This window comes from Streptomyces sp. NPDC028314 (genome assembly GCF_055565795.1).
This window is the reverse complement of record NZ_JBVHTP010000004.1, coordinates 300,638-326,551: the sequence shown is the minus strand read 5'-3', so window position 1 is coordinate 326,551 and position 25,914 is coordinate 300,638. Positions and strand designations below refer to the sequence as shown.

At 73.8% G+C, this 25,914-nt stretch carries 21 protein-coding genes; 12 read left to right on the top strand and 9 right to left on the bottom strand.

The window, feature by feature from the left end; genetic code table 11:
* Nucleotides 1-37: 37 nt before the first annotated feature.
* Entirely contained in the window at nt 38-544 is a 507-nt protein-coding gene (locus ACZ4TG_RS12415; RefSeq protein WP_468161907.1) for a DUF1203 domain-containing protein, read from the bottom strand.
* 138 nt (nt 545-682) lie between these two features.
* Between ACZ4TG_RS12415 and pepN the strand changes: the two genes are divergently transcribed.
* Nucleotides 683-3,265 carry an aminopeptidase N gene (pepN, locus tag ACZ4TG_RS12410; RefSeq protein WP_468161906.1) on the top strand — a complete coding sequence of 861 codons (2,583 nt, stop codon included), beginning with the start codon at nt 683-685 and terminating at the stop codon, nt 3,263-3,265.
* Nucleotides 3,266-3,408: 143 nt separating this feature from the next.
* Here pepN and ACZ4TG_RS12405 read toward each other — a convergent pair whose 3' ends face one another.
* From ACZ4TG_RS12405 to ACZ4TG_RS12390, 4 genes are read right to left on the bottom strand one after another with little or no spacing between them, the layout of a single operon-like run.
* A complete protein-coding gene (locus tag ACZ4TG_RS12405; protein ID WP_468161905.1) occupies nt 3,409-4,350 on the bottom strand; it encodes a LysR family transcriptional regulator in 942 nt (313 codons plus the stop codon).
* A 10-nt stretch (nt 4,351-4,360) separates the two neighbouring features.
* Nucleotides 4,361-5,290 (bottom strand): DMT family transporter, encoded by a 930-nt coding sequence (locus ACZ4TG_RS12400; RefSeq protein ID WP_468161904.1) that lies wholly within the window; start codon nt 5,288-5,290, stop codon nt 4,361-4,363.
* A 41-nt stretch (nt 5,291-5,331) separates the two neighbouring features.
* Nucleotides 5,332-6,294, bottom strand: coding sequence for an EamA family transporter (locus ACZ4TG_RS12395; RefSeq protein WP_468161903.1), 963 nt, complete (start codon nt 6,292-6,294; stop codon nt 5,332-5,334).
* A gap of 52 nt (nt 6,295-6,346) precedes the next feature.
* A complete protein-coding gene (locus ACZ4TG_RS12390; RefSeq protein WP_468161902.1) occupies nt 6,347-7,621 on the bottom strand; it encodes an MFS transporter in 1,275 nt (424 codons plus the stop codon).
* 172 nt (nt 7,622-7,793) lie between these two features.
* On the opposite strand from ACZ4TG_RS12390, the gene ACZ4TG_RS12385 reads away from it, so the two are divergent.
* Nucleotides 7,794-8,291 carry a MarR family winged helix-turn-helix transcriptional regulator gene (locus ACZ4TG_RS12385; RefSeq protein ID WP_468161901.1) on the top strand — a complete coding sequence of 166 codons (498 nt, stop codon included), beginning with the start codon at nt 7,794-7,796 and terminating at the stop codon, nt 8,289-8,291.
* A gap of 176 nt (nt 8,292-8,467) precedes the next feature.
* Here ACZ4TG_RS12385 and ACZ4TG_RS12380 read toward each other — a convergent pair whose 3' ends face one another.
* From ACZ4TG_RS12380 to ACZ4TG_RS12370, 3 genes are read right to left on the bottom strand one after another with little or no spacing between them, the layout of a single operon-like run.
* On the bottom strand, nt 8,468-8,707 hold the full coding sequence (locus tag ACZ4TG_RS12380; protein WP_468161900.1) for a hypothetical protein: 240 nt from the start codon (nt 8,705-8,707) through the stop codon (nt 8,468-8,470).
* Nucleotides 8,708-8,727: 20 nt separating this feature from the next.
* Complete coding sequence (gene malQ, locus ACZ4TG_RS12375; RefSeq protein ID WP_468161899.1) at nt 8,728-10,755, bottom strand: 4-alpha-glucanotransferase; 2,028 nt, start codon at nt 10,753-10,755, stop codon at nt 8,728-8,730.
* Nucleotides 10,756-10,769: 14 nt separating this feature from the next.
* Nucleotides 10,770-10,988, bottom strand: a complete 219-nt coding sequence (locus ACZ4TG_RS12370) for a hypothetical protein (protein ID WP_468161898.1) — start codon at nt 10,986-10,988, stop codon at nt 10,770-10,772.
* A gap of 198 nt (nt 10,989-11,186) precedes the next feature.
* Between ACZ4TG_RS12370 and ACZ4TG_RS12365 the strand changes: the two genes are divergently transcribed.
* A complete protein-coding gene (locus ACZ4TG_RS12365; protein WP_468161897.1) occupies nt 11,187-14,201 on the top strand; it encodes a beta-N-acetylglucosaminidase domain-containing protein in 3,015 nt (1,004 codons plus the stop codon).
* Nucleotides 14,202-14,328: 127 nt separating this feature from the next.
* Here ACZ4TG_RS12365 and ACZ4TG_RS12360 read toward each other — a convergent pair whose 3' ends face one another.
* The gene (locus tag ACZ4TG_RS12360) at nt 14,329-14,871 is read right to left on the bottom strand and encodes an HNH endonuclease (protein ID WP_468161896.1); all 543 of its coding nucleotides are present in this window, start codon (nt 14,869-14,871) and stop codon (nt 14,329-14,331) included.
* 259 nt (nt 14,872-15,130) lie between these two features.
* Here ACZ4TG_RS12360 and ACZ4TG_RS12355 point away from each other — a divergent pair, with 259 nt between their 5' ends.
* The 9 genes from ACZ4TG_RS12355 (at nt 15,131) to ACZ4TG_RS12315 (ending at nt 25,879) form a co-directional block, all read left to right on the top strand.
* Nucleotides 15,131-16,198 (top strand): mechanosensitive ion channel family protein, encoded by a 1,068-nt coding sequence (locus ACZ4TG_RS12355; RefSeq protein ID WP_468161895.1) that lies wholly within the window; start codon nt 15,131-15,133, stop codon nt 16,196-16,198.
* A 159-nt stretch (nt 16,199-16,357) separates the two neighbouring features.
* Nucleotides 16,358-17,551, top strand: a complete 1,194-nt coding sequence (locus ACZ4TG_RS12350) for an ROK family transcriptional regulator (protein WP_468161894.1) — start codon at nt 16,358-16,360, stop codon at nt 17,549-17,551.
* Between the two features lie 79 nt (nt 17,552-17,630).
* The gene (locus ACZ4TG_RS12345; RefSeq protein ID WP_468161893.1) at nt 17,631-18,965 is read left to right on the top strand and encodes an ABC transporter substrate-binding protein; all 1,335 of its coding nucleotides are present in this window, start codon (nt 17,631-17,633) and stop codon (nt 18,963-18,965) included.
* A gap of 6 nt (nt 18,966-18,971) precedes the next feature.
* Entirely contained in the window at nt 18,972-19,913 is a 942-nt protein-coding gene (locus ACZ4TG_RS12340; RefSeq protein ID WP_468161892.1) for a carbohydrate ABC transporter permease, read from the top strand.
* Between the two features lies 1 nt (nt 19,914).
* Nucleotides 19,915-20,850: a carbohydrate ABC transporter permease gene (locus ACZ4TG_RS12335; protein WP_468161890.1), complete on the top strand. Its 936-nt coding sequence runs from the start codon at nt 19,915-19,917 to the stop codon at nt 20,848-20,850.
* A gap of 5 nt (nt 20,851-20,855) precedes the next feature.
* A complete protein-coding gene (locus ACZ4TG_RS12330; protein ID WP_468161889.1) occupies nt 20,856-22,130 on the top strand; it encodes a 6-phospho-beta-glucosidase in 1,275 nt (424 codons plus the stop codon).
* A complete protein-coding gene (locus tag ACZ4TG_RS12325; protein WP_468161888.1) occupies nt 22,121-23,122 on the top strand; it encodes an N-acetylglucosamine kinase in 1,002 nt (333 codons plus the stop codon). The genes ACZ4TG_RS12330 and ACZ4TG_RS12325 overlap by 10 nt, the downstream gene beginning before the upstream one ends.
* A gap of 241 nt (nt 23,123-23,363) precedes the next feature.
* Nucleotides 23,364-24,755 carry a hypothetical protein gene (locus ACZ4TG_RS12320; RefSeq protein WP_468161887.1) on the top strand — a complete coding sequence of 464 codons (1,392 nt, stop codon included), beginning with the start codon at nt 23,364-23,366 and terminating at the stop codon, nt 24,753-24,755.
* A 188-nt stretch (nt 24,756-24,943) separates the two neighbouring features.
* Nucleotides 24,944-25,879: a glutamate ABC transporter substrate-binding protein gene (locus ACZ4TG_RS12315; protein ID WP_468162111.1), complete on the top strand. Its 936-nt coding sequence runs from the start codon at nt 24,944-24,946 to the stop codon at nt 25,877-25,879.
* Nucleotides 25,880-25,914 lie beyond the last annotated feature (35 nt).

Below are 25,914 nucleotides of genomic sequence, written 5' to 3'. Positions count from 1 at the left end.
TGCCGGCGCCGCCCTCCCGTCGTTCGGGACCCGGGGCTCAGGCGCGCCGGACCTCGAAGAGGAAGCAGCCGTACTCGACCGCCCGTACGTGCACCAGGGCGGTGGCCGGGTCGGCGAAGGCCTCCGCCAAGGCGTCGGCGATCGGCGCGGCCGGGTCCTCCCCGAGGGCGAGCAACCGGCCGCCGAGGATGCGGCCGCCCGCGTCGTAGCGCCGGGCGACGCGCAGGGCGCCCGCGTGGGCGAAGGGGAAGCCGGGTGCGGGGGCCGGTCCGCCGCAGTCGGCGGCGTGTACGAAGACCGGGCCCTGTTCGTCGTAGGCGCCCGGGTCGGTGCCGGTCGCGGCGGCCCAGCGGCGCAGCGGGGCGTAGGAGACGAGGGCGATCCGCTCTCCGGGGCGGCTGGGGCGCAGGCAGCAGCGCAGCGGGGCGCCGCCCTCGGGGTCCTCGTAGGGCAGGCAGGGGCGGCCCGCGTCGTCGCGCAGGCGCAGCGAGGCCAGGGCGGCCGGGGCGATCGGGAGGACGGCGTGGTTCGTCGCGGTGGTCATGAGGTCCAGGGTGGGCGTCCACATCCCGAAAGGCTGGCGGAAATCGGACATCGCGTTCGTGGGAGAAATTCTCCGGAGCGGTGACCCGGGACGCGTGGAAGGATGGCCCGGAACGTCACCATCGAAGGAGATGAACGCGTGCCAGGCACGAATCTCACCCGTGAAGAGGCTCAGCAGCGGGCGAAGCTGCTCACCGTCGACTCGTACGAGGTCGAACTCGATCTCAGCGGTGCGCAGGAGGGCGGCACCTACCCGTCCGTGACGACCGTGCGCTTCCGGTCGGCCGAGGCGGGTGCCGAGACCTTCATCGACCTGGTCGCCCCGGCCGTGCACGAGGTCGTGCTGAACGGCCGGTCGCTGGACGTGGCCGCCGTCTTCCGGGACTCCCGGATCGCGCTGGCGCACCTCGCCGCCGGGGCCAACGAGCTCCGTGTCGTCGCGGACTGCGCGTACACCAACACGGGTGAGGGCCTGCACCGCTTCGTCGACCCGGTCGACCAGCAGGCTTACCTGTACACCCAGTTCGAGGTGCCGGATGCGCGGCGGGTCTTCGCCAGCTTCGAGCAGCCCGATCTGAAGGCGACGTTCCAGTTCACCGTGACGGCCCCCGAGGGCTGGACGGTCATCTCGAACTCCCCGACGCCGAAGGCCGCGGACGTCAAGGACAACGTCTGGTCCTTCGAGCCGACCCCGCGGATCTCGACGTACATCACCGCGCTGATCGTCGGCCCGTACCACGCGGTGCACAGCTCGTACGAGGGCCCGGACGGTCAGTCCGTCCCGCTCGGCATCTACTGCCGGCCCTCGCTCGCCGAGTTCCTCGACGCCGACGCGATCTTCGACGTGACGCGGCAGGGCTTCGACTGGTTCCAGGAGAAGTTCGCCTACGCCTACCCCTTCGCGAAGTACGACCAGCTCTTCGTGCCGGAGTTCAACGCCGGCGCGATGGAGAACGCGGGCGCGGTCACCATCCGCGACCAGTACGTCTTCCGCTCGAAGGTGACGGACGCGGCCTACGAGGTGCGCGCCGAGACGATCCTGCACGAGCTCGCGCACATGTGGTTCGGCGACCTCGTCACCATGGAGTGGTGGAACGACCTCTGGCTGAACGAGTCCTTCGCGACGTACACCTCGATCGCCTGCCAGGCGTACGCCGAGGGCTCGAAGTGGCCGCACGCGTGGACCACCTTCGCCAACTCCATGAAGACCTGGGCGTACCGGCAGGACCAGCTGCCGTCCACGCACCCGATCATGGCGGACATCCGTGACCTCGACGACGTGCTCGTCAACTTCGACGGGATCACGTACGCCAAGGGTGCCTCGGTGCTCAAGCAGCTCGTGGCCTACGTCGGCATGGACGCCTTCTTCAAGGGCGTGCAGGCGTACTTCAAGGCGCACGCCTTCGGGAACACGCGCCTGTCCGACCTGCTGGGCGCCCTGGAGGAGACCTCGGGCCGCGATCTGACCGCCTGGTCGAAGGCGTGGCTGGAGACGGCCGGCATCAACATCCTGCGCCCGGAGATCGAGACGGACGCGCAGGGCGTCATCACCGCGTTCGCCGTCCGCCAGGAGGCCCCGGCGCTGCCCGCGGGTGCCAAGGGAGAGCCCGTACTGCGCCCGCACCGCATCGCGGTCGGCCTGTACGACCTGCGCGACGGCCGGCTGGTGCGCACGGACCGGATCGAGCTGGACATCGACGGCGGCCTGACGGCGGTACCGGAGCTGGAGGGGCGGACCCGTCCGGCGGTCGTACTGCTGAACGACGACGACCTGTCCTACGCGAAGGTCCGCCTGGACGAGGTCTCGCTGGCCAACGTCACCGCCCACCTGGGCGATTTCACCGAGTCGCTGCCGCGCGCGCTGTGCTGGGCATCGGCCTGGGACATGACGCGGGACGGCGAACTGGCCACCCGCGACTACCTGTCGCTGGTCCTGTCGGGCATCGGCAAGGAGTCGGACATCGGCGTGGTGCAGTCGCTGCACCGCCAGGTGAAGCTGGCCGTCGAGCTGTACGCCGACCCGGCCTGGCGCGAGCAGGGCCTCGCCGTCTGGACCGAGGCCACGCTGGAGCACCTGCGCGCGGCCGCGCCGGGCAGCGACCACCAGCTGGCGTGGGCCCGTGCCTTCGCGGCGACGGCCCGTACCGAGGAGCAGCTGGCCCACCTGTCGGCGCTGCTGGACGGCACCGCGGTGGTCGAGGGCCTGGCCGTCGACACCGATCTGCGCTGGGCGTTCCTGGAGCGCCTGGTCGCGACGGGTGTCGCGGGCGAGCCGGCCGTCGCGGCCGAGCTGGAGCGGGACGCCACCGCCGCGGGCGAGCGCCACGCGGCCACCGCCCGGGCGGCGCGCCCGACGGCGGAGGCCAAGGCGCAGGCGTGGGCCTCGGTCGTCGAGGGCGACTCGCTGCCGAACGCGGTGCAGGAGGCGGTGATCGGCGGCTTCGTCCAGACCGACCAGCGCGAGCTCCTCGCCCCGTACACGGAGAAGTACTTCACGGCGCTCAAGGAGGTCTGGGAGACCCGCAGCCACGAGATCGCCCAGCAGATCGCGGTGGGCCTGTACCCCTCGCTCCAGGTCTCCGAGGAGACCCTGGCGGCGACGGACGCGTGGCTGGCCTCGGCCGAGCCGACCGCGGGCCTGCGCCGTCTGGTCTCGGAGTCCCGTGCGGGCATCGAGCGCGCGCTGAAGGCCCAGGCGGCGGACGCGGCCGCCGCGTCCTGACGCCGGACCGCGGTACGTACGGGACGCCCCCCGGTGCATCGCGCACCGGGGGGCGTTCCGCTGCCGGGGGCTTGGCTTCCTGCCGCGGGCCGTACGCCGGCTCCTGCTGCGGGCCGTACGCCGGCCGCGCGGGCCTCTCCCGCTCAGCCGGCCCCGTGCGCCGCCCGGCCGGCCTCGTCCCCCGCCCGGCCGGCTGCCGGGACCGCCCGCAGCGCGGCCAGGACGTGGGCCACCGCCGGGGCGGATTCGGAGCCGCGGCGCAGGGCCGCGACCACGTGCCGGGTGGGCCGGTCGTGGGCCAGGACGCGGACGGCGACGCCCGAGGCGCGGCCCGTGACCATGCGGGGGACGAGGGCCACGCCCATGCCGGCCTCCACCATGGCCAGGATGGCCGTCCAGCCGGACGCGGAGTGGGCCTGCTCGGGGACGAACCCGGCCGCCTCGCACGCGCTCCGGGTGATCTGCGACCAGGGGCCGCTGCCGCCGTAGATCCACCGGTCCCCGGACAGGTCGGCCAGCCGCAGGGCCGGCGCGGCCGCCAGGGGGTGGTCGGGGGGCAGGGCCACGTCCAGCGGGTCCTCCAGCAGCGTGACCCGGGTGAAGCGGGGGTCCCGGGCGGTCGGGGCGTGGGCGGCGAGGGACAGGGCGAGGTCGACGGCCCCGGCGGACAGCAGCTCGTACGACTCGGCGGCCTCGGTCTCCTGGACCCGTACCTCCACGCCGGGGTGACTCCGGCGCAGGGCGGCGACGGCCGGGACCACCAGCACGGGCACGGCGGTGGAGAAGGCCCCGATCCGCACCTCCCCGACGTCCCCCGACAGGTAGCCGGCGAGTTCGGCGTCGGCCCGTTCCAGCTGGGTGAACACGGCCTCGGCGTGCCGCAGGACCAGGTGGGCGGCGTCGGTGAGTCGGACCCGCCGCCCCTGGGCCTCCAGCAGCGGCACCCCCAGTTGCCGGGCGAGATTGGTCAGCTGCTGCGAAACGGCCGAGGGCGTCATGTGCAGCGCCTCGGCCGTCGCGGTCACGGTCCCCTGATCGGCCAGGGTCCGCAGGATCCGCAGCTTCTTGATGTCCCACTCGGTCATGGGACCGAACCTACCGGCGGGCACCGAGGCTGACACCGCCGAGGATGAGCGCCATGCAGAGCAGCTGCGCGGGGCCCGTCCGCTCGCCCAGCAGCAGGAGGCCGAGCCCGGCGACGCAGACCGGCTGGAGGTAGTACACGACGCCGGCGCGGGCGGCGCCGATGACCGAGATGGCCTTGTTCCAGGCGAAGAAGGCGACGGCGGAGGACATCACGCCGACGTAGAGCAGCATGCCGCCGGTGCCGGGGGTGAGGGCGAAGCCGCCCTGGACCTTGACGGAGACGGCGTAGGCGGGGGCCAGCATCAGCGCGCCGAGCACGAAGGTGGTGATCAGGAAGGCGAGTCCGCCCAGTTCGGCGGGCTTGCGCTTGAGCAGTGCGCTGTACGTGGCGAAGGACAGGGCGGCGGCGAACATCCACAGGTCGCCGGCGCTGAAGTCGAAGCCGAGCGAGCCGTCCCCGACGAGCAGCAGCACCCCGAAGGCCGCGAGCAGCATCCCGAAGGTGCGGCGGATGCCGAGCCGCTCGCCGCCGAGGCGGGCGTACAGGGCCATGATGACCGGCGAGGCGGCCATGATCATGCCCATGTTGGAGGCGGAGGTGGTCAGGCCGGCCTGGTGGACGAGGGTGTTGTAGAGGGTGACCCCGAAGAGGGTGGCCAGGGATATGTAGCCGAGGTGCGCCCGGATCAGGGCCCGCTGCCGCCAGGCCTGGCGGGCGGCGAAGGGGGTGACGGCCACGGCGGCGATGACCCAGCGCCAGAAGACGGCCTGGACGGGCGGGACGGACTCGGCCATCCCCCGGGTGGCGATGAAGCTGCCGGACCAGACGACCGTCGCGACCAGGGCGAGGAGTACGCCGAGTCCGGCGGCCCCCCTCTTCCCGGTGGTGCTGAGCTGCTGTGCCTGCGGAACGGTACGGGCGCGGTCCGTGACGGCCACTGTGTGTCTCCCCCTCGGGGTCGGGTGCGTTGTTCGTCGGGTCAGCGTCGCACTCCATCATTGCCCAGGTCCATCGAAACATTTCGATCAGTCTCTTCAGCAGAACTGAACGGTTCCAGGAGGGTGGCTTCGCTCTCACCGGCCGCCTCGGGCGCCCGCTGGGCGAGCTGCCCCGCCACGGTCGCCCCGAAGGCGATCGTCATGCCCAGCAGCTGGACGGGGGTGAGCGCCTGGCCGAGCGCGGCCCAGCCGATGACGGCGGCGGTGAGCGGGGAGAGCGGGCCGAGCAGGGTGACGGAGGTGGCGGTCAGCTTGCCGATGCCGCGGAACCAGAGCCAGTAGGCGATCCCGGTGTTGATCAGCATCATGTAGCCGTAGCCGAGGAAGGCCTTGCCGTCGAGGGCGGGCGGCGCCCCCTCCACGATGGCGGCGATCGGGATGATGACCAGCCCGCCGGCGGTGAGCTGCCAGCCGGTCATGGCCAGCGGGCCGACGCCCTCGGGGCGGCCCCAGCGCTTGGTCATCACGGTGCCGGCGCCCATGGACGCGGAGGAGACCACTCCGGCGATGATCCCGATGAGGTCCAGCTTCGCCTCGGCGGTCAGGACCACCATGCTCACGCCGAAGGCGGCGGTGACGGCGGCCAGTACGGTCCTCAGCCGCGCCCGCTCCCCGAGGACGAGGGCGGCGAGCCCGACGACGAACAGCGGTCCGGCGGAGCCCAGTACGGCGGCGACCCCGCCGGGGAGCCGGTAGGCGGAGAGGAAGAGCAGCGGGAAGAAGGCGCCGATGTTGAGGGTGCCGAGGACGGCGGACTTCCACCACCACTCGCCCTTGGGCAGGGTCCGGGACAGGGCGACGAGCAGCAGTCCGGCGGGCAGGGCCCGCATGACCCCGGTGAACAGCGGCCGGTCGGGCGGCAGCAGTTCGGTGGCCACGGCGTAGGTGGAGCCCCAGGAGATGGGGGCCAGGGCGGTCAGGGCGACGGTGGCGAGGCGGTTCACGGTGACTCCTCGGGAAGGAGGGCGGGCTGGGGAGGGGGAGACGGGGCGCGGCTCAGGCGGCGACGGCGGCCGGGTCGCGCGGGGCGGTGCCGGCGACCGGCATCGGCGCCGGCGGCTCGGCGTGCACGGCCTCGGCCGGCAGGTGGCGCTCCAGCCGGGTCAGGGCCAGGGCCGCGCCGAGCGCGGCGACCGTGAGGACGGCCCAGGGCAGCCGGCCGTCGACGGAGAGCAGGACGGTGAACAGGGAGGGCGCCAGGGCCATGGCCAGGGAGTAGGAGAGCTGGTAGGTGGCCAGGTAGCGGCCTCGTACGGCTTCGGGGGCGGCCGAGACCGACAGGGCGCCGCCCGAGGGGCTGTGCACCAGTTCGCCGAGCGTGTAGACGACCACGATCGCCAGCAGGGCGACCAGGGTCGCGGTCTGTCCGGGGCGGACCGTACCGAGCACGATCTGACCGGCGAACGCGGCGGCGAAGAGCAGCGAGCCGAGGGCGGCGGCGCGGGTGCGGCGGGCTCCGGAGCGGCGCACCCGGCTCGCGACCAGGACCCCGATCCCGGCGCAGAGGACGGTGTTGACGGTGAAGGCCGCCCCGGTGAGGGAGTCGGGGCCGTGCAGCCAGGTGGCGATGTAGAGCGGGAAGAGCACGGACAGGGCCGAGTAGCCCAGCGCGGTCAGGAAGTTGGCGGCCGTCAGGCCGAGGAAGGGGCGGTCGCGCAGCACCATGCGGTATCCGGCGGCCGGCCGGCCGGCGACGGCGGCCGGGGCGGCCGAAGCGCCCCGCACCGGCTTGACCCGGGAGACGAGCAGCCCGGCGAGGGCGAAGGCGGCCGCGTTGCCCCAGGCGGTGTACGTGAACCCGCCGGTGCCCCAGACGGCCAGCACCCCGGAGACGAGCAGGGCGCCCGCCCCCATCCCGGCGTTCTGCAGGGCCCGGATGGAGGCCTGGAGCCGGTCCCGGGCGGCGCCGTGCGCCACTTCCCCGATCAGGGACTGCTGGACGACGGAGAAGGAGCGGTCGGCGAGGGCGGTGACCAGGGCGACGGCGGCGAAGGCGGCAAGCGCCCCGGCGAACGGGTAGAGGGCGAAGCCGAGGGCCCGTACCGCGTAGAGCGCCAGGTTGACCTTCTTCGCGCCGAACCGGTCGACGGCCGAGCCGGCGAGCGGCATGAAGGCCAGTCCGATCAGGCCGGTCACGGTCAGCACCGCGCCGACGAGGGCGAAGGAGAGGCCGGTGACGTGGTGGAAGAAGACGAGCGAGAAGGGGACGTACATGCCGATCCCGATCGCACTGATCCCGACTCCGACGAGCAGGGACCGCTCCCCCGCCACGCGCTCTTCTCTGCGCTCTTCTCCGCGCTCTTGCCTGCGCTCTTGCCTGCGGTCCTTGATCACCGTGATCACTTCCCCCCGATTAGGTTGCTGGCAAGTAGCTTACCGCTAAGCTACTTGCCGTCAAGCAACTTTCTTGCGATCAAACAAGTGGAAGCCGGATACTGCGCTCATGACCGAGGCCAACAAGGACGCCGTCGACGCGATCACCGCCCAGTGGTACGCCGTGCGACCGGACCTGGACACCACGCCCATGGCCGTTTTCGGCCGCATCTACCGGATCACCAAGGCCATGGGCGACGAGATGGAGCGGACCTACAACCGCTACGGCATCTCCCGCGGGGAGTTCGACGTCGTCGCCACCCTGCGGCGATCCGGAATCCCGTACACCCTCTCGCCCCGGGAGCTGTCCGCCACCCTGATGCTCACCACCGGCGGCATGACCGGGCGCCTGGACAAGCTGGAGAAGGCCGGGCTGCTGTCCCGCAGCCCCGATCCGCACGACCGGCGCGGCCTCCAGGTGACGATCACCGACCGCGGGCTGGCGCTGATCGACGAGGCCGTCACCGCGGGCGTGGAGGTGCAGCGCGCCGCGCTCACCGGGCTCAGTCCGGAGGAGGTCGAGGTGCTCAGCGGCCTGCTCAGGAAGCTGCTGGCCGGCACCCCGTGAACACGACGGGGCGCCGGGGGTCCGCAACGTTGCCGACGGTCGTCGGCCTGCGGACCCCCGGCGCCCCGGAAGTCATATGAAGTGGCTTTCCCCGCGCGGCCACAGCCGCATCGGAGCGACCCGCCCGACGCCGGCAGGCGTCATGCGGTGTCGGTGAGCCGGTGTACCGGCCGGTCTCAGCCGGCGGAGGACTGCTTGCGCGACTTGTCGCCCACCATCACGAGACCCGCGATGACCAGGAACAGCACGATCGGCGTGGCCACGAAAAGGCCGAGCGTCTCGCCAATGCTCAGGCCCGGACCCGGGTCGTCGCCGTCGTCGCGGGCGGCCGCGAGGGCGGGAGACGTCATCAGCAGCATCATCAGCGTCGTTCCGGCCGTGACGGCGCCGGCGCGCAGAGCGTTCTTCTTGTCCACGGTGCAAAAGTAGCGAACACCTAAACGGAGCGCGCGCCCGGGGGTGCCGTACGGGTCCGCGCGCCCTCCCGCACGGCGCTCAGCAGCGCGTTCGCGCGGGGTGAGGCCGTCAGCGCCTCCAGGGTCAGCGGCCGGCCCGCCGCGTCGGCGACCGGCAGCCGCCAGTTGGGGTACTGGTCCCAGGTCCCCGGCAGGTTCTGCGGCCGCCGGTCCCCCACCGCGTCCGGCAGCCATACGCCGACCAGCCGGGCGGGGGTGCGCAGCAGGAACGCGTACAGGGCCCGTACGGCGGCCTCCTCGTCCTTCGCCTCCAGCCCCAGCCGGTCCAGTACGGCCAGCCACTGCGCGGTGTCGGCCTCGTCCTCGGCCCGCTCCACCTCCACCGGGCGGGCCAGCAGACCCAGCCGGTCCCGCAGTTGGACGTGCGCCCCGGCCAGCTTCGCGGCGGTGGGCGGCAGATCGTGGGTGGTGGCCGTCGCCAGGCAGTCCGCCCGCCAGGCCGCGGGCTCCAACGGGGCTCCACCGCCCTCCCAGTCCCGCTCGAACCACAGCACGGAGGTGCCGAGCACCCCGCGCCGGGCCAGGGCGCGGCGGACCCGCGGCTCCACCGTCCCGAGGTCCTCCCCGATGACCAGGGCCCCGGCCCGGTGGGCCTCCAGCACCAGCACCGCCAGCATCGCCTCGCCGTCGTAGGAGACGTACGTGCCCTCCGCGGGCGGGGTGCCCTCCGGGATCCACCAGAGCCGGAACAGCCCCATGACGTGGTCGATGCGCAGCGCGCCCGCATGGCGGAACACCCCGCGCAGCAGCTCCCGGAAGGGGGCGTACCCGGAAGCGGCCAGCGCGTCCGGCCGCCACGGCGGCAGCCCCCAGTCCTGGCCGCGCGCGTTGAAGGCGTCCGGCGGGGCGCCGACCGTGGTCCGGGCCGCGTGGGTGCCGGGCGCGGCCCAGACGTCCGCGCCCTCGGGGTGCACCCCGACCGCCAGGTCGTGGACCAGGCCGACGGCCATGCCCGCCTCCCGGGCGCTGCGCTGGGCGGCGGCCAGCTGGGCGTCGGTCAGCCAGGCCAGCCAGCAGTGGAAGGCGACGGCCTCCGGGGCGGCCGCGGCGTCCTGCGGCCAGCGCGCGCGGTCGGCCCCGTACCGCTCGGCCAGCGCGAACCAGGCGGCGTGCCGGGCCAGCGCGGCCCCGCCCCCGGCACGGAAGGCCTCGTACGCGGCGTCCCGTTCGGGATCGCGCGGGACGGCGTACAGCAGCTCCAGGGCGGCCCGCTTGAGGGCCCACACGGCGTCCCGGTCGATCAGCGCGCCCTTCTCCAGCACCTCGCGGCGCAACTCCCCGCCCCGCGCCGCCAGCTCCGCGAGGGCCTCCCGGTCGGGGCAGCCCGCGTACTCGGGGACGTCCTCGATCCGCAAGTGCACCGGGTCCGGGAAGCGGCGGGAGGACGGCCGGTACGGGGAGGGGTCCGTCGGGGTCCCGGGGACGGCCGCGTGCAGCGGGTTGACCTGGATGAACCCGGCGCCGTGGGTGCGGCCGGCCCAGCGGGCCAGCTCCGCCAGGTCCCCGAGGTCGCCCATGCCCCAGGAGCTCTCGGACAGCAGCGAGTACAGCTGGACGAGCAGCCCGTGGGCCCGGTCGGGCGCGGCCGGGGCCCGGTCCGGGGCCACGATCAGGGCGGCCTCCGCCACCCGGCCGCCGGGTGCCTCGGCGGTGAGCCGGTGGACGCCGAACGGCAGGCCGGGGCCCCACGGCAGCTCACCGCCCTCCTCCAGCGTGACCCGGACCGCCGTCCCCGGCGGCAGTGCCTCCAGCCCGTCCGGCGCCCGCCCGGCCCAGCTCACCAGTACGGGCGGCAGCAGCCGCTCCCGCGCCGCGCGGTCCGCCGCCGCGAGGTGGTCCCGTACGGCCGCGGGCTGCCCCGCCTCGACCCCCAACTCCCCGAGCACGGCGGCCACGGTGGCTTCCGGGACCCGGACGGTGACGTCCTCGGCGGGCTGGTAGCTGGTGGCGACGCCGTGCAGGGCCGCGAGCCGGGCGAGGTCGTCCATGGAAGTCCCTGTCTCTAGTCGCCCGCGGCCGCGGCCGTGGCGGGAGTGGTCGGCTCGCTCGTCAGCGGCGCCTCGTCGGTGAGCGGAGGCTCGCTGGTCAGCGGCGCGTGCGCGGTGTCGGCCAGCGAGGGCTCGCTGGTGAGGGTGCCCTCCCCCAGCCCGGTCTGGGCCGGCAGGTGGGCGAGCGGGGCGGCGGGGCGTTTCGCGGGTATGCGGACGGTCCGGGTGTTCATGGGAGCACTCCTTTGTGCGAGTTGATCGGAAAGCCCATGGAACACCCCCGGGGAACACCGCAGCCATACCCAGTCGGCCGCCGCGCATTCCTGGCGAATCCGCGTCAGATCACCCACTCACATTGACACTCCAGCCGTACGGATGGTGGGCTCTGGCTCGTTCGTACGAGCGGGGGACGAATCGGGACGGGGGGCTCCGTGCAGCTCAGGGGCAGGAAGCGGGCCACGGCGGCGGCGGTCGCCGCCATCGGATCGCTGTTGGGCGGCGCGGCCGTGGCAGAGCAACTGGGGGTCTTCTCCTCGCCCTCGGCGCCCGTCACTCCCAAGAGCGGCCCGGGCAGCGCCACGGGCTCCTCCTCCGGGTCCGGCCCCGCGCCCGCCTCCGCGAACGGGCCCGTGCTCGACCCGGGCTCCGACACTCCGCGACCCGCCGCCGAGGGGCCCGCCGTATGGCCGCGCCCGCAGTCGCTGACCGCCGATCCGGCGCGCGCGGTAGCGGTCACCGCCGAGGCCGTGCTGGTGCTGCCGCGCGACGCGGACCCGTACGCCGCCGAGACCGTACGGGCCACCCTGCGCGGGGCCGGCGTGAAGACCCTGCACGAGCGCGCCCCGGGGGCCTCGCTGCCCGGACACGGGCTCGTCGTACGGCTCCAGGGCCAGGACGCCCTCGCCGCGCTGCGGGCACTGGGCGCGCCCGAGCCCGGCGACCTGCCGGCCGGGGGCTACCGGCTCGCGGTCGGCAGGACCGGCGGACGGGACACGGTCGCGCTGGCCGGCGTGGGGGAGGACGGGCTGTTCCACGCGGCACAGACGCTGCGTCAGCTCCTGCCGCAGGGCGCCTCGAAGGTCCCCGGGGTGCTGGTGCGGGACTGGCCGTCCGCGCCCGTGCGCGGGGTCACCGAGGGGTTCTTCGGGCAGCCCTGGACCCGGGAACAGCGGCTCGCGCAGCTCGACTTCATGGCCCGCACCAAGCAGAACCGGCTGCTGCTGGCCCCCGGTGACGACCCGTACCGCACGACCCGGTGGCGCGAGGACTACCCCCGCGAGCAGCAGGAGGAGTTCCGGGCGCTGGCCGAACGGGCCCGCGCCGGACGGGTGGTGCTCGGCTGGGCGGTGGCGCCGGGGCAGTCGATGTGCCTGTCCTCGGCGGCCGAGCGGGCCGCGCTCACCCGCAAGGTGGACGCGATGTGGGACCTCGGCTTCCGGGCGTTCCAGCTCCAGTTCCAGGACGTCAGCTACACGGAGTGGGGCTGCCGGGCGGACCAGGAGCGGTACGGCAAAGGGCCCGCGGCCGCCGCGAAGGCGCACGCGGAGGTCGCGGGCGAGCTGGCCGCGCACCTCGCCGCCCGCTATCCGGGCGCGCCCGCGCTGTCCCTGCTGCCGACCGAGTACTTCCAGGACGGCGCCACCACCTACCGCACCGCGCTGTCCGGGGCCCTGGACGCGCGGGTCGAGGTGGCGTGGACGGGCGTCGGCGTGGTGCCGCGCACCATCACGGGCCCCGAACTGACCGGGGCCCGGGCGGCCTTCGGGCAGCATCCGCTGGTCACCATGGACAACTACCCGGTGAACGACTGGGACCCGAGCCGGATCTTCCTCGGCCCGTACGCGGGCCGCGACCCGGTGGTGGCGGGCGGCTCGGCGGGGCTGCTGCTCAACGCGATGCCGCAGGGCACCCTCTCGCGGATCCCGGTCTTCACCGCGGCGGACTACGCCTGGAACCCGCGGGGCTACCGGGCGGGCGAGTCCTGGGCCGCGGCGGTGCGCGATCTGGCGGGCCCGGACCCCCGGACCCGGCAGGCGCTGGCCGCCCTGGCCGGGAACACCGCCTCGTCGGGGCTCAAGGTGGAGGAGTCCGCCTACCTGGGGGCACTGGCCGAGGAGTTCTGGCGGGCCCGCGCCGCCGGCGACCCGGCGGCCGGCGAGCGGCTGCGCGCGGCCTTCACGGTGCTGCGGGAGGCCCCGGCGCGACTGCCCGGGCTGTCCGGCGAGGCCGGGCCGTGGCTGGAGCGGCTCTCGCGCTACGGGGCTGCGGGCGAGCTGGCGGTGGACGTGCTCCGGGCCCAGGCCCGGGGCGACGGCGCGGCCGCCTGGCAGGCCTCCCGGTCCCTGGCGGCGGCCCGGGGCGGGCTGGCGGAGAAGGCCGGCACGCGGGTGGACACGGCCGTACTGGACCCCTTCCTCACGAAGGCGGCGGCGGAGTCGGACGCCTGGACGGGCGCGGCCCGGACGGCGGGGACGGTGTCGCAGGAGGCCGGCGCGTGGACCGTCCGGCTGGACGGCGTACGGCCGGTGTCGGCGGTGACCGTCATGACGGACCCGCTGCCCGCCGGGACCCGGGCCTCGGTGGAGGCGCACGTACCGGGCGAGGGATGGCGCAAGGTCGCCGACGCGGGCGCCTCGGGCTGGACCCAGGCCGACCTCCCCGGGCTGAGCGCGGACGCGGTCCGGCTGGCCTGGGCGGGCGACGCGCCGAGGGTCCACCACGTCGTGCCGTGGTTCGGGGACGGGCCCCAGGCCCGCTTCGAGCTGGCGGACGGCGGGCGGACCGACGCGGAGATCGGCGGAGCCCCGCGCCGGGTCTCGGCGGAACTCTCCGCCCTGCGGCCCGGCGAGGTCCGGGGCCCGCTGGCGGCGGCCCCGCCGCCGGGGGTCGAAGTCCGGGTCCCGGCCGAGGTACGGGCGCCGCGGGGCACCCGGGTCAGCGTCCCGCTGGAGGTCAGCATTCCCGCGACCACACCGGCGGGGGTGTACTCCGTCCCGGTGACCTTCGCCGGGGAGTCCCGCACCCTCACGGTCCGGGCGGTCCCGCGCACCGGCGGCCCGGATCTGCTGAAGGGTGCGAAGGCCTCCTCGTCCGCGGACGAGAGCCCGGCCTTCCCGGCCTCGGCGGTGCTGGACGGCTCCGCCGCCACCCGGTGGTCCTCGCCCGCGGTGGACGGCGCGTGGTGGCAGGCCGAACTGGCGGCCCCGGCCCGGATCGGCCTGCTGACCCTGCAGTGGCAGGAGGCGTACCCGTCCGCGTACCGGGTGGAGACCTCACCGGACGGCCGCTCCTGGCACCCGGCGGCTTCGGTCACCTCGCGCGGCGGCACGGACTCCGTCCGCCTGGACGCGCCGGGGACGCGCTTCGTCCGCGTCACCTGCGACACCCGCGCGACGCGCTTCGGCTGCAGCCTCTGGTCGGCGACGGCCCTGGCGGTCACCCCCTGAGGCACCCCCGCCCCTGAGGAACCCCCCGCCCGGCCGCCCGCGCGTGCCCGGCCCCCGGCTGCGGGACCGGCCCGCGCCCCCGTCGCCGGACGGGGGCGCGGGCGCGGCAAGCTCCGCAAGAGACGGCCTAGGAGGCGGCGGCGGTCGCGCCGATGCGGTCGAGGGCGTCCTCGGCGCCGTACGGTTCGAGGTACGGCATCCACCGGGGGTCCCGGTGGCCCGTGCCGATGATCCGCCAGGCCAGGCCCGACGGCGGGGCCGGCTGGTGGCGCAGGCGCCAGCCGAGTTCCAGCAGGTGGCGGTCCGCCTTCACGTGGTTGCAGCGGCGGCACGCGGCGACCACGTTGTCCCACACGTGCTGGCCGCCCCGGCTGCGCGGGACGACGTGGTCGACGCTGGTGGCGACGGCCCCGCAGTACATGCAGCGGCCGCCGTCGCGGGCGAACAGCGCGCGGCGGGTGAGCGGAACGGGCCCCCGGTAGGGGACCCGCACGAAGCGCTTGAGCCGGACCACGCTGGGCGCGGGGACGGCTCTCGTCGCGCTGTGCAGAAAGGCGCCGGATTCCTCGAGGGAGACTGCTTTGTTCTCCAGTACGAGGACGAGCGCGCGGCGGAGCGGTACGACGCCGAGCGGCTCGTACGACGCATTGAGGACCAGGACGTGCGGCACGGACTGCCTCCTTGTACGCCGGCGGCGCGTGGCTCGCGCCGGGACGATCTGCTCTCCAGTCTCCCCTTACGGCAGGTCGAAGCGCCACCACGCGCCCGTAACGGGTCCGAGGTGTTTTCAACCACACCCGCTTCATCCCCGGGTGAGCCTGGTCTCTCCCTCGAACACGACAACGGGGTCGGGCCAATGCCCCGTTAGTGTGGTTGGTCTGTCCCGCACAACCCCCGCGGGCAGGCCGCTATACCTGGAGGTTCCCGCCGTGCCCTCGCCCGCCACCCTGCTACCGCTGGCAGCGACCACCGACGACGCCACGGAGAGCGTCACGAACGCCGCGGACTTCATCGAGAAGAACTGGGCCGGATGGCTGGCCATGGGGCTGCGGATCGTCCTCATCCTGGTCATCGCCTTCGCCCTCCGCTCGGTGATCCGCAAGTCGCTGACCAAGCTGATAAGCCGGATGAACCGCGGTGCCGAGGCCGTCGAAGGCACGGCCCTCGGCGGGCTGCTGGTCAACGCGGAGCGGCGGCGCCAGCGTTCCGAGGCGATCGGTTCGGTGCTGCGTTCGGTGGCCTCGTTCCTCATCCTCGGCACGGCCGTGCTGATGGTGCTCGCCCAGTTGCAGATCGACCTCGCGCCGCTGCTGGCGAGTGCCGGTGTGGCCGGTGTCGCGATCGGTTTCGGCGCGCGCAACCTGGTGACGGACTTCCTGTCCGGCGTCTTCATGATCCTCGAGGACCAGTACGGCGTGGGCGACAAGATCGACGCGGGTGTCGCCTCCGGCGAGGTGGTCGAGGTCGGCCTGCGCGTGACGAAGCTGCGCGGCGACAACGGTGAGATCTGGTACGTCCGCAACGGCGAGATCAAGCGGATCGGCAACCTCAGCCAGGGCTGGGCCACGGCGGGCGTGGACGTGCAGGTCAAGCCGACGGAGAGCCTGGCCCACATCCGCGAGGTGGTCCAGGAGGTCGCCGACGCCATGGCGAAGGAGTCGCCGTGGGACGAGCGCCTGTGGGGCCCGGTGGAGGTGCTGGGCCTGGACGAGGTGCTGCTGGCCTCCATGACGGTCAAGGTGTCCGCGAAGACGATGCCGGGCCAGCAGTTCGCCGTGGAGCGCGAGCTGCGCTGGCGGATGAAGGAGGCCTTCGACACGGCGGGCATCCGGATCATCGGCGGTCTGCCGGCCGCCGACGAGGCCGAGGAGAGCGCCGATCCGGCGGCCTCGGTGGCGGCGCCGTCGGCGCTGGCGAACCCGGCCTCCCCGCAGTCCATGGCCACCACCCCGATCCCGCCGCCGGCCTCGCCCGGCAGCCCCCGCATCACCAAGTGATCGCCTAGGTCCTCCCTTCCTGGGCCCGGCGCTCGCCCCCACTGCCCCGCAGGTCATCCGTTCGTACGGAACCGGACCCGCGGGGCAGTTCCATTGACACGGCTCAGAGGGTGATAGGAAACTTACCTAACAGTCACCTCGGTGAGGGAGAGACGCTCCATGCCCGCCGCCACCCCCGGAACGCCCAGCCTGTTGCGCGCCATGAACGACCGGGCCGCCCTCGAACTGCTGCTGACCCACGGACCGCTGTCACGGACCCGGATCGGCCACCTGACCGGGCTGTCCAAGCCCACCGCGTCCCAGCTGCTGGCCCGCCTGGAGCAGGCCGGGCTGGTCGTGGCCACCGGCACCGACGGCGGCCGCCCCGGCCCCAGCGCACAGCTCTACACCCTCAACGCCCGAGCCGCCCACGTCGGCGGCCTGGACGTCACCCCCGAGCGGGTCGTCGCGGCCGTCGCCGACCTCGCGGGCGAGGTGGTCGGCAGCTTCGAGCTCCCGTACGCGGAGGGCACCGGCGCCGTCGAGCAGGTCACCGAGGCGCTCGGCGAGGCCGTCAAGGCCGCCGGACTCCAGCGCGGCGACCTGCACCGGCTGGTCATCGCCACCCCCGGCGCCTTCGACCCGCAGACCGGCCAGCTGCGCTACGCCAGCCACCTCCCCGGCTGGCACTCGCCGACCCTCCTCGACGAGCTGGCGGCGGCCCTGCCGATGCCGGTCGAGTACGAGAACGACGTGAACCTCGCCGCCATGGCCGAACAGCGGCTCGGCGCGGCCCGCGGCCACGAGGACTTCGTCCTGCTGTGGAACGAGGAGGGCCTCGGCGCCGCCCTGGTGCTCGGCGGCCGGCTGCACCGCGGCTGGACCGGCGGCGCGGGCGAGGTGGCGTTCCTGCCCGTTCCCGGCCACCCCCTGGTCCGGCAGGTCGCCCGCGCCAACACCGGCGGCTACCAGGAGCTGGCCGGCGTGCAGGTGCTGCCCCGGCTCGCCGCCGAGCTCGGCGTCCAGGCCCCGGACGGGCCGCAGGTCGCCGTCGGCGTCGCCCTGCTGGAGCGGGCCGCCGCCGAACCCGAGGGCGCGTACCTGGGCTTCCTCCAGTCGTACGCCACCGTCCTCGCGACCGGTCTGGCCTCGCTGGTCTCCGTACTCGACCCGGAGATCGTGGTGCTGTCGGGGGCCGTGATCGCCGCGGGCGGCGAGCCGCTGCGCGCGCTGCTGGAGGCCGAACTGGCCGAACTGGCCCCATCCCGGCCCCGCCTGGTCCTCGGTGAGGTGCGCGAGCGGCCCGTCCTGCGCGGCGCGCTGGAGAGCGCCCTGGCCGCCACCCGCGAAGAGGTCTTCGACACCTCCCACTAGCTCCCGCCAGCCCCCGTTCCGCCCCTGGCACCCCTGGCACCCCCCACGGAAGTTCCTCACGCAGAGAGCGAGCCCCGCCATGCCCAGAACCGGACGCCTGACCACCGCAGCCGCCCTCCTCGCCGCGATATCAGTCCTGGCCACCGCCTGCACGGGCCAGAACGGGACGGCCGTCGCGGACGACCCGAAGGCGGAGGTCACCTTGACCTTCTGGCACGGCTGGTCCGCGCCCGGCGAGGTCAAGGCGATCGAGGAGAACCTCGCCCGGTTCCGCGCCGCGCACCCGAACATCAGGGTCCAGGTCACGGGCAACATGACCGACGACAAGATCAACCAGGCGCTGCGCGCGGGCGGGGACAAGGCCCCCGACGTGGTCTCGTCCTTCACCACCGACAGCGTCGGCAAGTTCTGCAACTCCGGCGCCTTCACCGACCTGAACCCCTTCCTCGCCAAGTCCGGGATTGACAAGACGAAGGTCTTCCCCAAGACCCTGCTGGAGTACACCCAGTTCCACGGCAACCAGTGCACGCTCCCGCTGCTGCACGACGCGTACGGCCTCGTCTACAACAAGACCGCCTTCGCCGCCGCCGGGATCACCGAACCTCCCAGGACGTGGAGCCAGTTCACGGAGGCCGCGCAGAAGCTGACCAAGACCGACGGGGACTCGTACGCCCAGGTCGGCATCATGCCCACCTTCCACGGCTACGAGACCAAGCCCACCCGGCTGGCCGCGCAGTGGGGCGGCAGCTACTTCGACGCCCGGGGCAGGTCGAACCTCGCCGAGGACCCGGCCTTCGCACAGATGCTGACCGCGCAGAAGGACCTCGTCGGCAAGCTCGGCGGCTACGAGCGGCTGGAGCGGTTCCGCAACACCTTCGGCGACGAGTGGAGCGCCGAACACCCCTTCCACACCGGCAAGGTGGCCATGCAGATCGACGGCGAATGGCGGCCCGCGATGGCCAGGGAGGCCGGGGTGACGTTCGAGATCGGCACGGCTCCGCTGCCCGTGCCGGACGACCGGATCGCGGACTACGGCAAGGGGTACGTCTCGGGCACCGTGATGGGGGTCTCCGCGGCGAGCCGGAAGCAGAACGCCGCCTGGGAGCTGGTGAAGTACATGACCACCGACACCGAGGCGGTGGTGGCCTTCGCCAACGCCATCCACAACGTGCCCTCCACCCTGGCCGCGCTGGACTCCCCGCAGCTCCACGTCACCCCCGAGTTCAAGACCTTCATCGACATCGCGCGCCACCCCAGGTCCAGCACCACCCCGGCCCAGGCCGACGGCGGGACCTACCAGCTGACCTTCGAGGACTTCGCCTACGCGGTGGAGAAGGGCGACGTGGCCGACATCCCGGCCGGTCTCGCCAGGACGGCCCGGCAGATCGACACCGACATCGCGAAGGCCGAGTAGCCCCCGATGACCACCCACACCTTGCGGGCCAAGCGCCGCGGGGCGCGGCTGCGCACCGCCGCCTTCATGTCGCCCTGGCTGATCGGGTTCGCCCTCTTCTTCGCCTATCCGCTGCTGTCCACCGCGTACTTCTCCTTCACCAGGTACGACGGCTTCCGCCCGCCCGTCTTCAACGGGCTGGACAACTGGACGTACGTCTTCTCCGACTATCCGCTGTTCTGGCCGGCGATGCGCAACACGCTGTGGCTGGTCGTGGTGATGGTGAGCTGCCGGGTCGTCTTCGGCCTCGGCGTCGGACTGCTCATCACGAAGATCAGGACCGGGGCGGGGGTCTTCCGGACCCTGTTCTACCTGCCCTACCTGGCCCCGCCGGTGGCCGCGACCCTGGCCTTCGTCTTCCTGCTCAACCCCGGCACCGGACCGGCGAACGTGCTGCTGGACGCGGTCGGGCTGCCCACGCCCGGCTGGTTCACCGACGCCGACTGGTCCAAGCCGGCGCTGACCGCGCTCGCGGTGTGGGGGGTGGGCGACCTGATGGTGATCTTCATGGCCGCGCTGCTCGACGTACCGAGGGAACAGTACGAGGCCGCCGAGCTGGACGGGGCCGGGGCGTGGGCGCGGTTTCGCCACATCACGCTGCCGAACATCTCGCCGATCATCCTGTTCGCGGTCGTCACCGGGGTCATCCAGGCCATGCAGTACTACACGCAGCCCCTGGTGGCCGGGAAGGTCGCGGCGGGCGTGATCGGCGGATCGGGCCAGCAGTTCGAGCCCGGCTACCCCGACAAGTCCACGCTGACCCTGCCCCAGGTCGTCTACAACGTCGGCTTCCAGCGCTTCGACTACGGGAGCGCGTGCGTGGTCGCGCTGGTGCTCTTCGCCCTCTCCATGGCCTTCACCGCACTGCTGATGCGCCGCCGTGGTGGACTGATCGGATCCGGTGACTGACATGGCCCCTACGACCGCCGGCCCGGCCGGCACGACCGGCACGACCGGCACGACCGCCGCGACCGCCGACGTCGCGGGAGCGACCGCCGGAACGGCCGCCTTCCCCTGGGGCCGCAAGGCGCTGCTGCACTGGGTCGCCGTGCACGCGCTGGGGGTGGCCGCCGCCCTGTTCTTCGTCCTCCCCTTCGTCTTCCTCTTCCTGACCTCCCTGATGAGCGACCAGCAGGCGCTGACCCGCGATCTGTGGCCGCGCACCTGGGAGTGGGGCAACTACGCGAAGGTGTGGCACACCCCGGGCTTCCTGACCTGGTGGCGCAACACCCTCCTGTACGCGGGTCTGGGCACACTGCTGACCGTGGTGTCCTCGGTGCCCGTCGCCTACGCGCTCGCCAAGTTCCGCTTCCGCGGGCGGCGGCTGTCGATGCTGCTGGTGATCGCCATGATGATGCTGCCGCCGCAGGTGGTCGTCATCCCGATGTACCTCTTCTGGGCCAAGCAGCTGGACCTGTCCGGCACGCTGTGGCCGCTGATCGTCCCGATGGCCTTCGGCGACGCGTTCTCCATCTTCCTGCTCCGCCAGTTCCTGCTGACCATCCCCGACGAGTACCTGGACGCGGCCCGCGTCGACGGCTGCGGCGAGGTGCGGGCGCTGCTGCGCGTCGTGCTGCCCATGGCCAAGCCGGGCATCGCCGCCGTCGCGCTGTTCCAGTTCTTCTCCGCCTGGAACGACTACTTCGGCCCGCAGATCTACGCCTCCGACAACCCGGCCGCCTGGACCCTCAGTTACGGCCTGGAGTCCTTCAAGGGCGCGCACCACACCAACTGGAACCTGACCATGGCCGCGACCGTGCTGGTCATGGCCCCGGTGATCGCCCTCTTCTTCTTCGCCCAGAAGGCGTTCGTCGAGGGAGTCACCCTGACCGGAGTGAAAGGCTGACGACGATGAAACTCGCAGTGGTGGGCGGCGGTTCCACCTACACCCCCGAGCTGGTCGACGGTTTCGCCCGGCTGCGCGACACGCTCCCGATCAGCGAGCTGGTGCTGATCGACCCCGCCACCGAGCGGCTGGAGCTGGTCGGCGGCCTGGCCCGGCGGATCTTCGCCAAGCAGGAGCACCCGGGCCTGGTGACCACCACCTGCGACCTGGACGCGGGCGTGGCGGGCGCCGACGCGGTGCTGCTCCAGCTGCGGATCGGCGGGCAGGCCGCCCGGCTCCAGGACGAGACCTGGCCGCTGGAGTGCGGCTGCGTCGGGCAGGAGACCACCGGCGCGGGCGGCCTCGCCAAGGCGCTGCGCACGGTCCCGGTGGTCCTCGACATCGCCGAGCGGGTCCGGCGGGCCAGCCCGGACGCGTGGATCATCGACTTCACCAACCCCGTCGGGATCGTCACCCGGGCCCTGCTGCGGGCCGGGCACCGGGCCGTGGGGCTGTGCAACGTGGCCATCGGCTTCCAGCGGAAGTTCGCCGCGCTGCTGGACGTGGCCCCCGCCGAGATCCACCTCGACCACGTCGGGCTCAACCACCTGACCTGGGAGCTGGGCGCACGGCTCGGCGGCCCCGAGGGCACGGACGTACTGCCGCGGCTGCTGGCCGAGCACGGGGACGCGGTCGCCGCGGACCTGCGCCTGCCGCGCGCGGTGCTGGACCGGCTCGGGGCGGTCCCCTCGTACTACCTGCGCTACTTCTACGCCCACGACGAGGTGGTCCGGGAGCTCGGCCACAAGCCCTCGCGGGCCGCCGAGGTCGCGGCCATGGAGAAGGAACTGCTGGCCCTGTACGGGGATCCGGCGCTGGACGAGAAGCCGGCGCTGCTGGCGAAGCGGGGCGGGGCCTTCTACTCGGAGGCGGCCGTGGACCTGGCCGCGGCCCTGCTCGGCGACGGCGGATCGCCGGTGCAGGTGGTCAACACGCTCAACAACGGCACCCTGCCGTTCCTCCCGGACGACGCGGTGATCGAGGTGCAGGCACGCGTCCACGGCACGGACCGCTCGGGGCCGGTGCCGCTGGCCGTGCCCCGCCTGGACCCGCTGTACGCGGGGCTGATCTCGCACGTGACGGCGTACGAGGACCTCGCGCTGGACGCGGCGCTGCGCGGCGGGCGCGAGCGGGTCTTCAAGGCGCTGCTGGCGCACCCGCTGGTCGGGCAGTTCGACCTGGCCGAGGGGCTGACCGACCGGCTCCTCGCGCACAACAAGGAGCACCTGGCATGGGCCTGAACCCGCCCGGCCCGCCCGCCGTCCTGGCCGTCGACGCGGGCAACAGCAAGACCGACGTGGCGCTGATCGGCGCCGACGGCACCGTCCTCGGCACCGGGCGGTCCGGGGGCTTCCAGCCGCCCCGCGTCGGGGTCGAGGCGGCCGTGGACGTGCTCGGGCAGGCCGTCGCGGAGGCCGCCGAGGCCGCCGGGCTGCGACCCGGGTCCCCGTACGCCGGGCAGGTCTCGGCCTGTCTGGCCAACGCGGACCTGCCGGTGGAGGAGCGGCAGCTGGCGGACGCGATCGGCGCGCGCGGCTGGGGGGAGGCGACCTCGGTGCGCAACGACACCTTCGCGATCCTGCGGGCGGGCCTCACGGCGGCCGGGGCGCCGCGCGGGGTCGCGGTGGTGTGCGGGGCCGGGATCAACTGCGTGGGGATGCTGCCCGACGGGCGGACCGCGCGGTTCCCGGCGGTCGGGCAGATCTCCGGCGACTGGGGCGGCGGGGGCGGGCTGGCCGGGGAGGCCCTGTGGTGGGCCGCCCGCGCCGAGGACGGCCGCGGCGGGCCGACGGAGCTGGCGGGGGCGCTGCCCGGGCACTTCGGGCTGGGTTCCATGTACGAGCTGATCGAGGCGCTGCACCTGGGCGCGCTGGGGCAGCGGCGGACGCACGAGCTGGTGCCGGTGCTGTTCGCGGTGGCCGCGGCGGGCGATCCGGTGGCCTCGGCGATCGTGGAGCGGCAGGCGGACGAGGTGGTGGCGCTGGCCTCGGTGGCGCTCGGGCGGCTCGGACTGCTGGACGAGGAGGTGCCCGTGGTGCTGGGCGGCGGTGTGCTCGCGGCCGGGCATCCGCAGCTGAACGGGCGGATCGAGGCCCGGCTGGCCGAACGGGCGCCGCTGGCCCGGGTCGCGGTGGTCGTGGCCCCGCCGGTGCTGGGCGCCGGGCTGCTGGGGCTGGACGCGCTGGGGGCGCCGGCCGGGGCCCACGAAAAACTCCGTGCTCATTTCGGGTGAACCCGCCCCCGGGGGCGTCCCGTCTGGAACCGTGGCGGTCGTGCGGACGTATTGACGGTGAAGGGGTGGCGGGAGCGGCCCCGGTGGTGGTCCGGGAAGCGGCCTCGGGGACGGCCGCGGCAGGTATCCCCCCAGATCCGGCACCGGGTGCTGTGGTTGCCCGTCACTACGGCCATACTGCTGCGCAAGGGGTACCTCCCAGCGGCTGCTGGGGGATGTCAGGACCGAGGGGGAGGTCACGGTGGCCATCACATCACGCGCGCCCGCGCCCGAAAGCGGCGTCACCGGGCCGCCCGTGGGGCCCGGGCAGCCCAAGCGCGGTACCGCCTGGGCCGAGGGCGTGGAGCAGCTGCGCGCCGCGGCGACCACCGAGCCGGGCCGGCTCCGGATCATCGGGGCCGTGCTGGCCGCCCTGGTCGTGCTGTTCGGCGCGGTGACCGTGTGGGAGATCTCCGGCCGGGCCTCCGCCGCGGACGACGTGGTGGGCCGCAGCCAGCCGCTGAGCGCGGACGCGGCGAGCATCTACCGCTCCCTCGCGGACGCCGACACGGCTTCCTCCAGCGGATTCCTCGCGGGTGCGCAGGAGCCGCGCGAGGTCCGCCAGCGCTACGAGAAGGACATCGCCAACGCCTCCCGGCTGCTGGTGAGCGCCGCGGCGAACACGGGCGCCGGTGACGAGTCCCGCAAGGAAATAGCCCTCCTCGGCGAGGAACTGCCCCGCTACTCGGGGCTGATCGAGCAGGCCCGGGCCACCAGCCGGCAGGGGCTGCCGCTCGGCGGCGCCTATCTGCGGTACGCCAACGAGCGGATGAGCACGGTCATGCTGCCGGCCGCCCAGCGGCTGTACGAGGCGGAGACGGGCCGGCTCTACACGGACTACGACGACGCCCGCTCCTGGCCGCTGGCCGCGGTCGGTACGGGGGTGCTCGCCATCGGCGCCCTGGCGTGGGCGCAGCGGCGCAACTACCGTCGGACCAACCGCGTCTTCAACCACGGCCTCGTCGCGGCGACGGCCGCGGCCGTGGTGGTCCTCCTGTGGCTGGCCGTCGGGCAGGCGGTCGCACGGTCGGGGCTGAGCGAGGCCCGGTCGCAGGGGCAGGAGTCGCTGAAGGTGCTCAACGACGCACGGATCGCCTCCCTCCAGGCGCGGGCCAACGAGAATCTGACCCTGATCGCGCGGGGCGCCGTACTGGCCGAGGACAAGAAGTCCGACAAGTACGACGTGGACTACGCGAAGAACATGAAGGACCTGGACGCCGGGCTGGCGACGGCGCTGGGTCTGGCCGACGACGCGAAGGGCGAGGACCCCGTCGCCCGGGCCGCCGAGGGCGTGGCGCAGTGGAAGCAGCGGCACACGGCGGCCCGGGACAGCGATGTGCGGGGCGACTACGACCTCGCCCTCGTCCAGGTGATCGGCGACAAGGACCACAAGGACAGCAGCGGGGCCTCGTTCGACACGGTGGACGCCTCCCTGGAACAGGCCGTGGCACACGAGCAGCGGGAGTTCACTCAGGCGGCCCGGGGCGGACTCGGGGCGCTGGGCGGGCTGGCGACGGGATCGGCGGCCCTGGCGGTCGTCGGCGCGGCGGCGGCACTGCTCGGCATCGGTCGCAGGCTTTCGGAGTACAGGTGAGATCGATGCGGATACGAGCGGGACGGGCCCAGGGGTACGACGCGGACGGCAGCCCCGCCGGCGGCCGGGCCGGGGCGTCCGGGGAGGCGCTGTCCGGGGAGGCGCTGTCCGCTGCGACCGCGCCGTCCGGGGCGCCGGGGCTGCGGCGGGTGGCACGCCGGCTGCGCGGCTGGGGCGGGGTCAGCGCGATGGCCGCCGCCTGCGCGGTCACCGCCGCCGCCGTGCTGCTGCCGCTGGCCCGGGCGACCCCGGACACCGGCCGCGCCGGGACGGTCCGCGAGCCCGCCACGATGGCGGCGGCTCCCGCGGCCCCGGCCGACACCTGCCAGGACCCGGACGCCAGCCTGCGCCCGTCCGGCGTGGACGGGCCGACGATCGAGCGGATCCGCAAGGCGGGCAAACTCGTCGCGGGCGTGGACCAGAACAGCTTCAAGTGGGGCTACCGCAACCCCGACGGCCACCTCGACGGCTTCGACATCGCCCTGGTGAAGGCCATCGCCAAGGACATCCTGGGCGACGAGAACGCGGTGATCTACCGGGCCATCCCCACCAGCCAGCGCATCCCGGCGCTCCAGGACAGCCGCGTCGACGTCGTCGTGCGGACCATGACGATCAACTGCAAGCGGCTGGAGGACGTCGCCTTCTCCACGGCCTACTTCGAGGCCGGGCAGCAGGTGCTGGCCCCCAAGGGCTCGGCGATCACCGGCTACGACACCTCCTTGAACGGCCGCAGGATCTGCACGGCCGCCGGCTCCACGGCGGAGGCGGCCCTCAAGTCCCAGTCGTACGGCTCGGAGCCGGTCTACGTCTCCAACCAGCTCGACTGCCTCGTGCGGCTCCAGCTGGGCGAGGTCGACGGCATCATCACGGACAACGCCCTCGCCGCCGGGCAGGCCGCGCAGGACCCGTCCGTACAGCTGGTCGGCTCCCCCTTCACCCGGGAGTTCTACGGCGTCGCGATGAACAAGGACGCGACCGATCTGGTCCGCCGGGTCAACAAGGTGCTGGAGAACTACCGCGCGGGCGGTGACAACAGCCCCTGGATGCAGTCGTACCGGCTGCACCTGGAGGCCGTGCTGCCCAAGGTCACCGCGCCGCCCGCGCCCAAGTACCGGGACGGCTGAGGCCGGTGGCGGGATCGGAGCCGTACGTGAGCGGT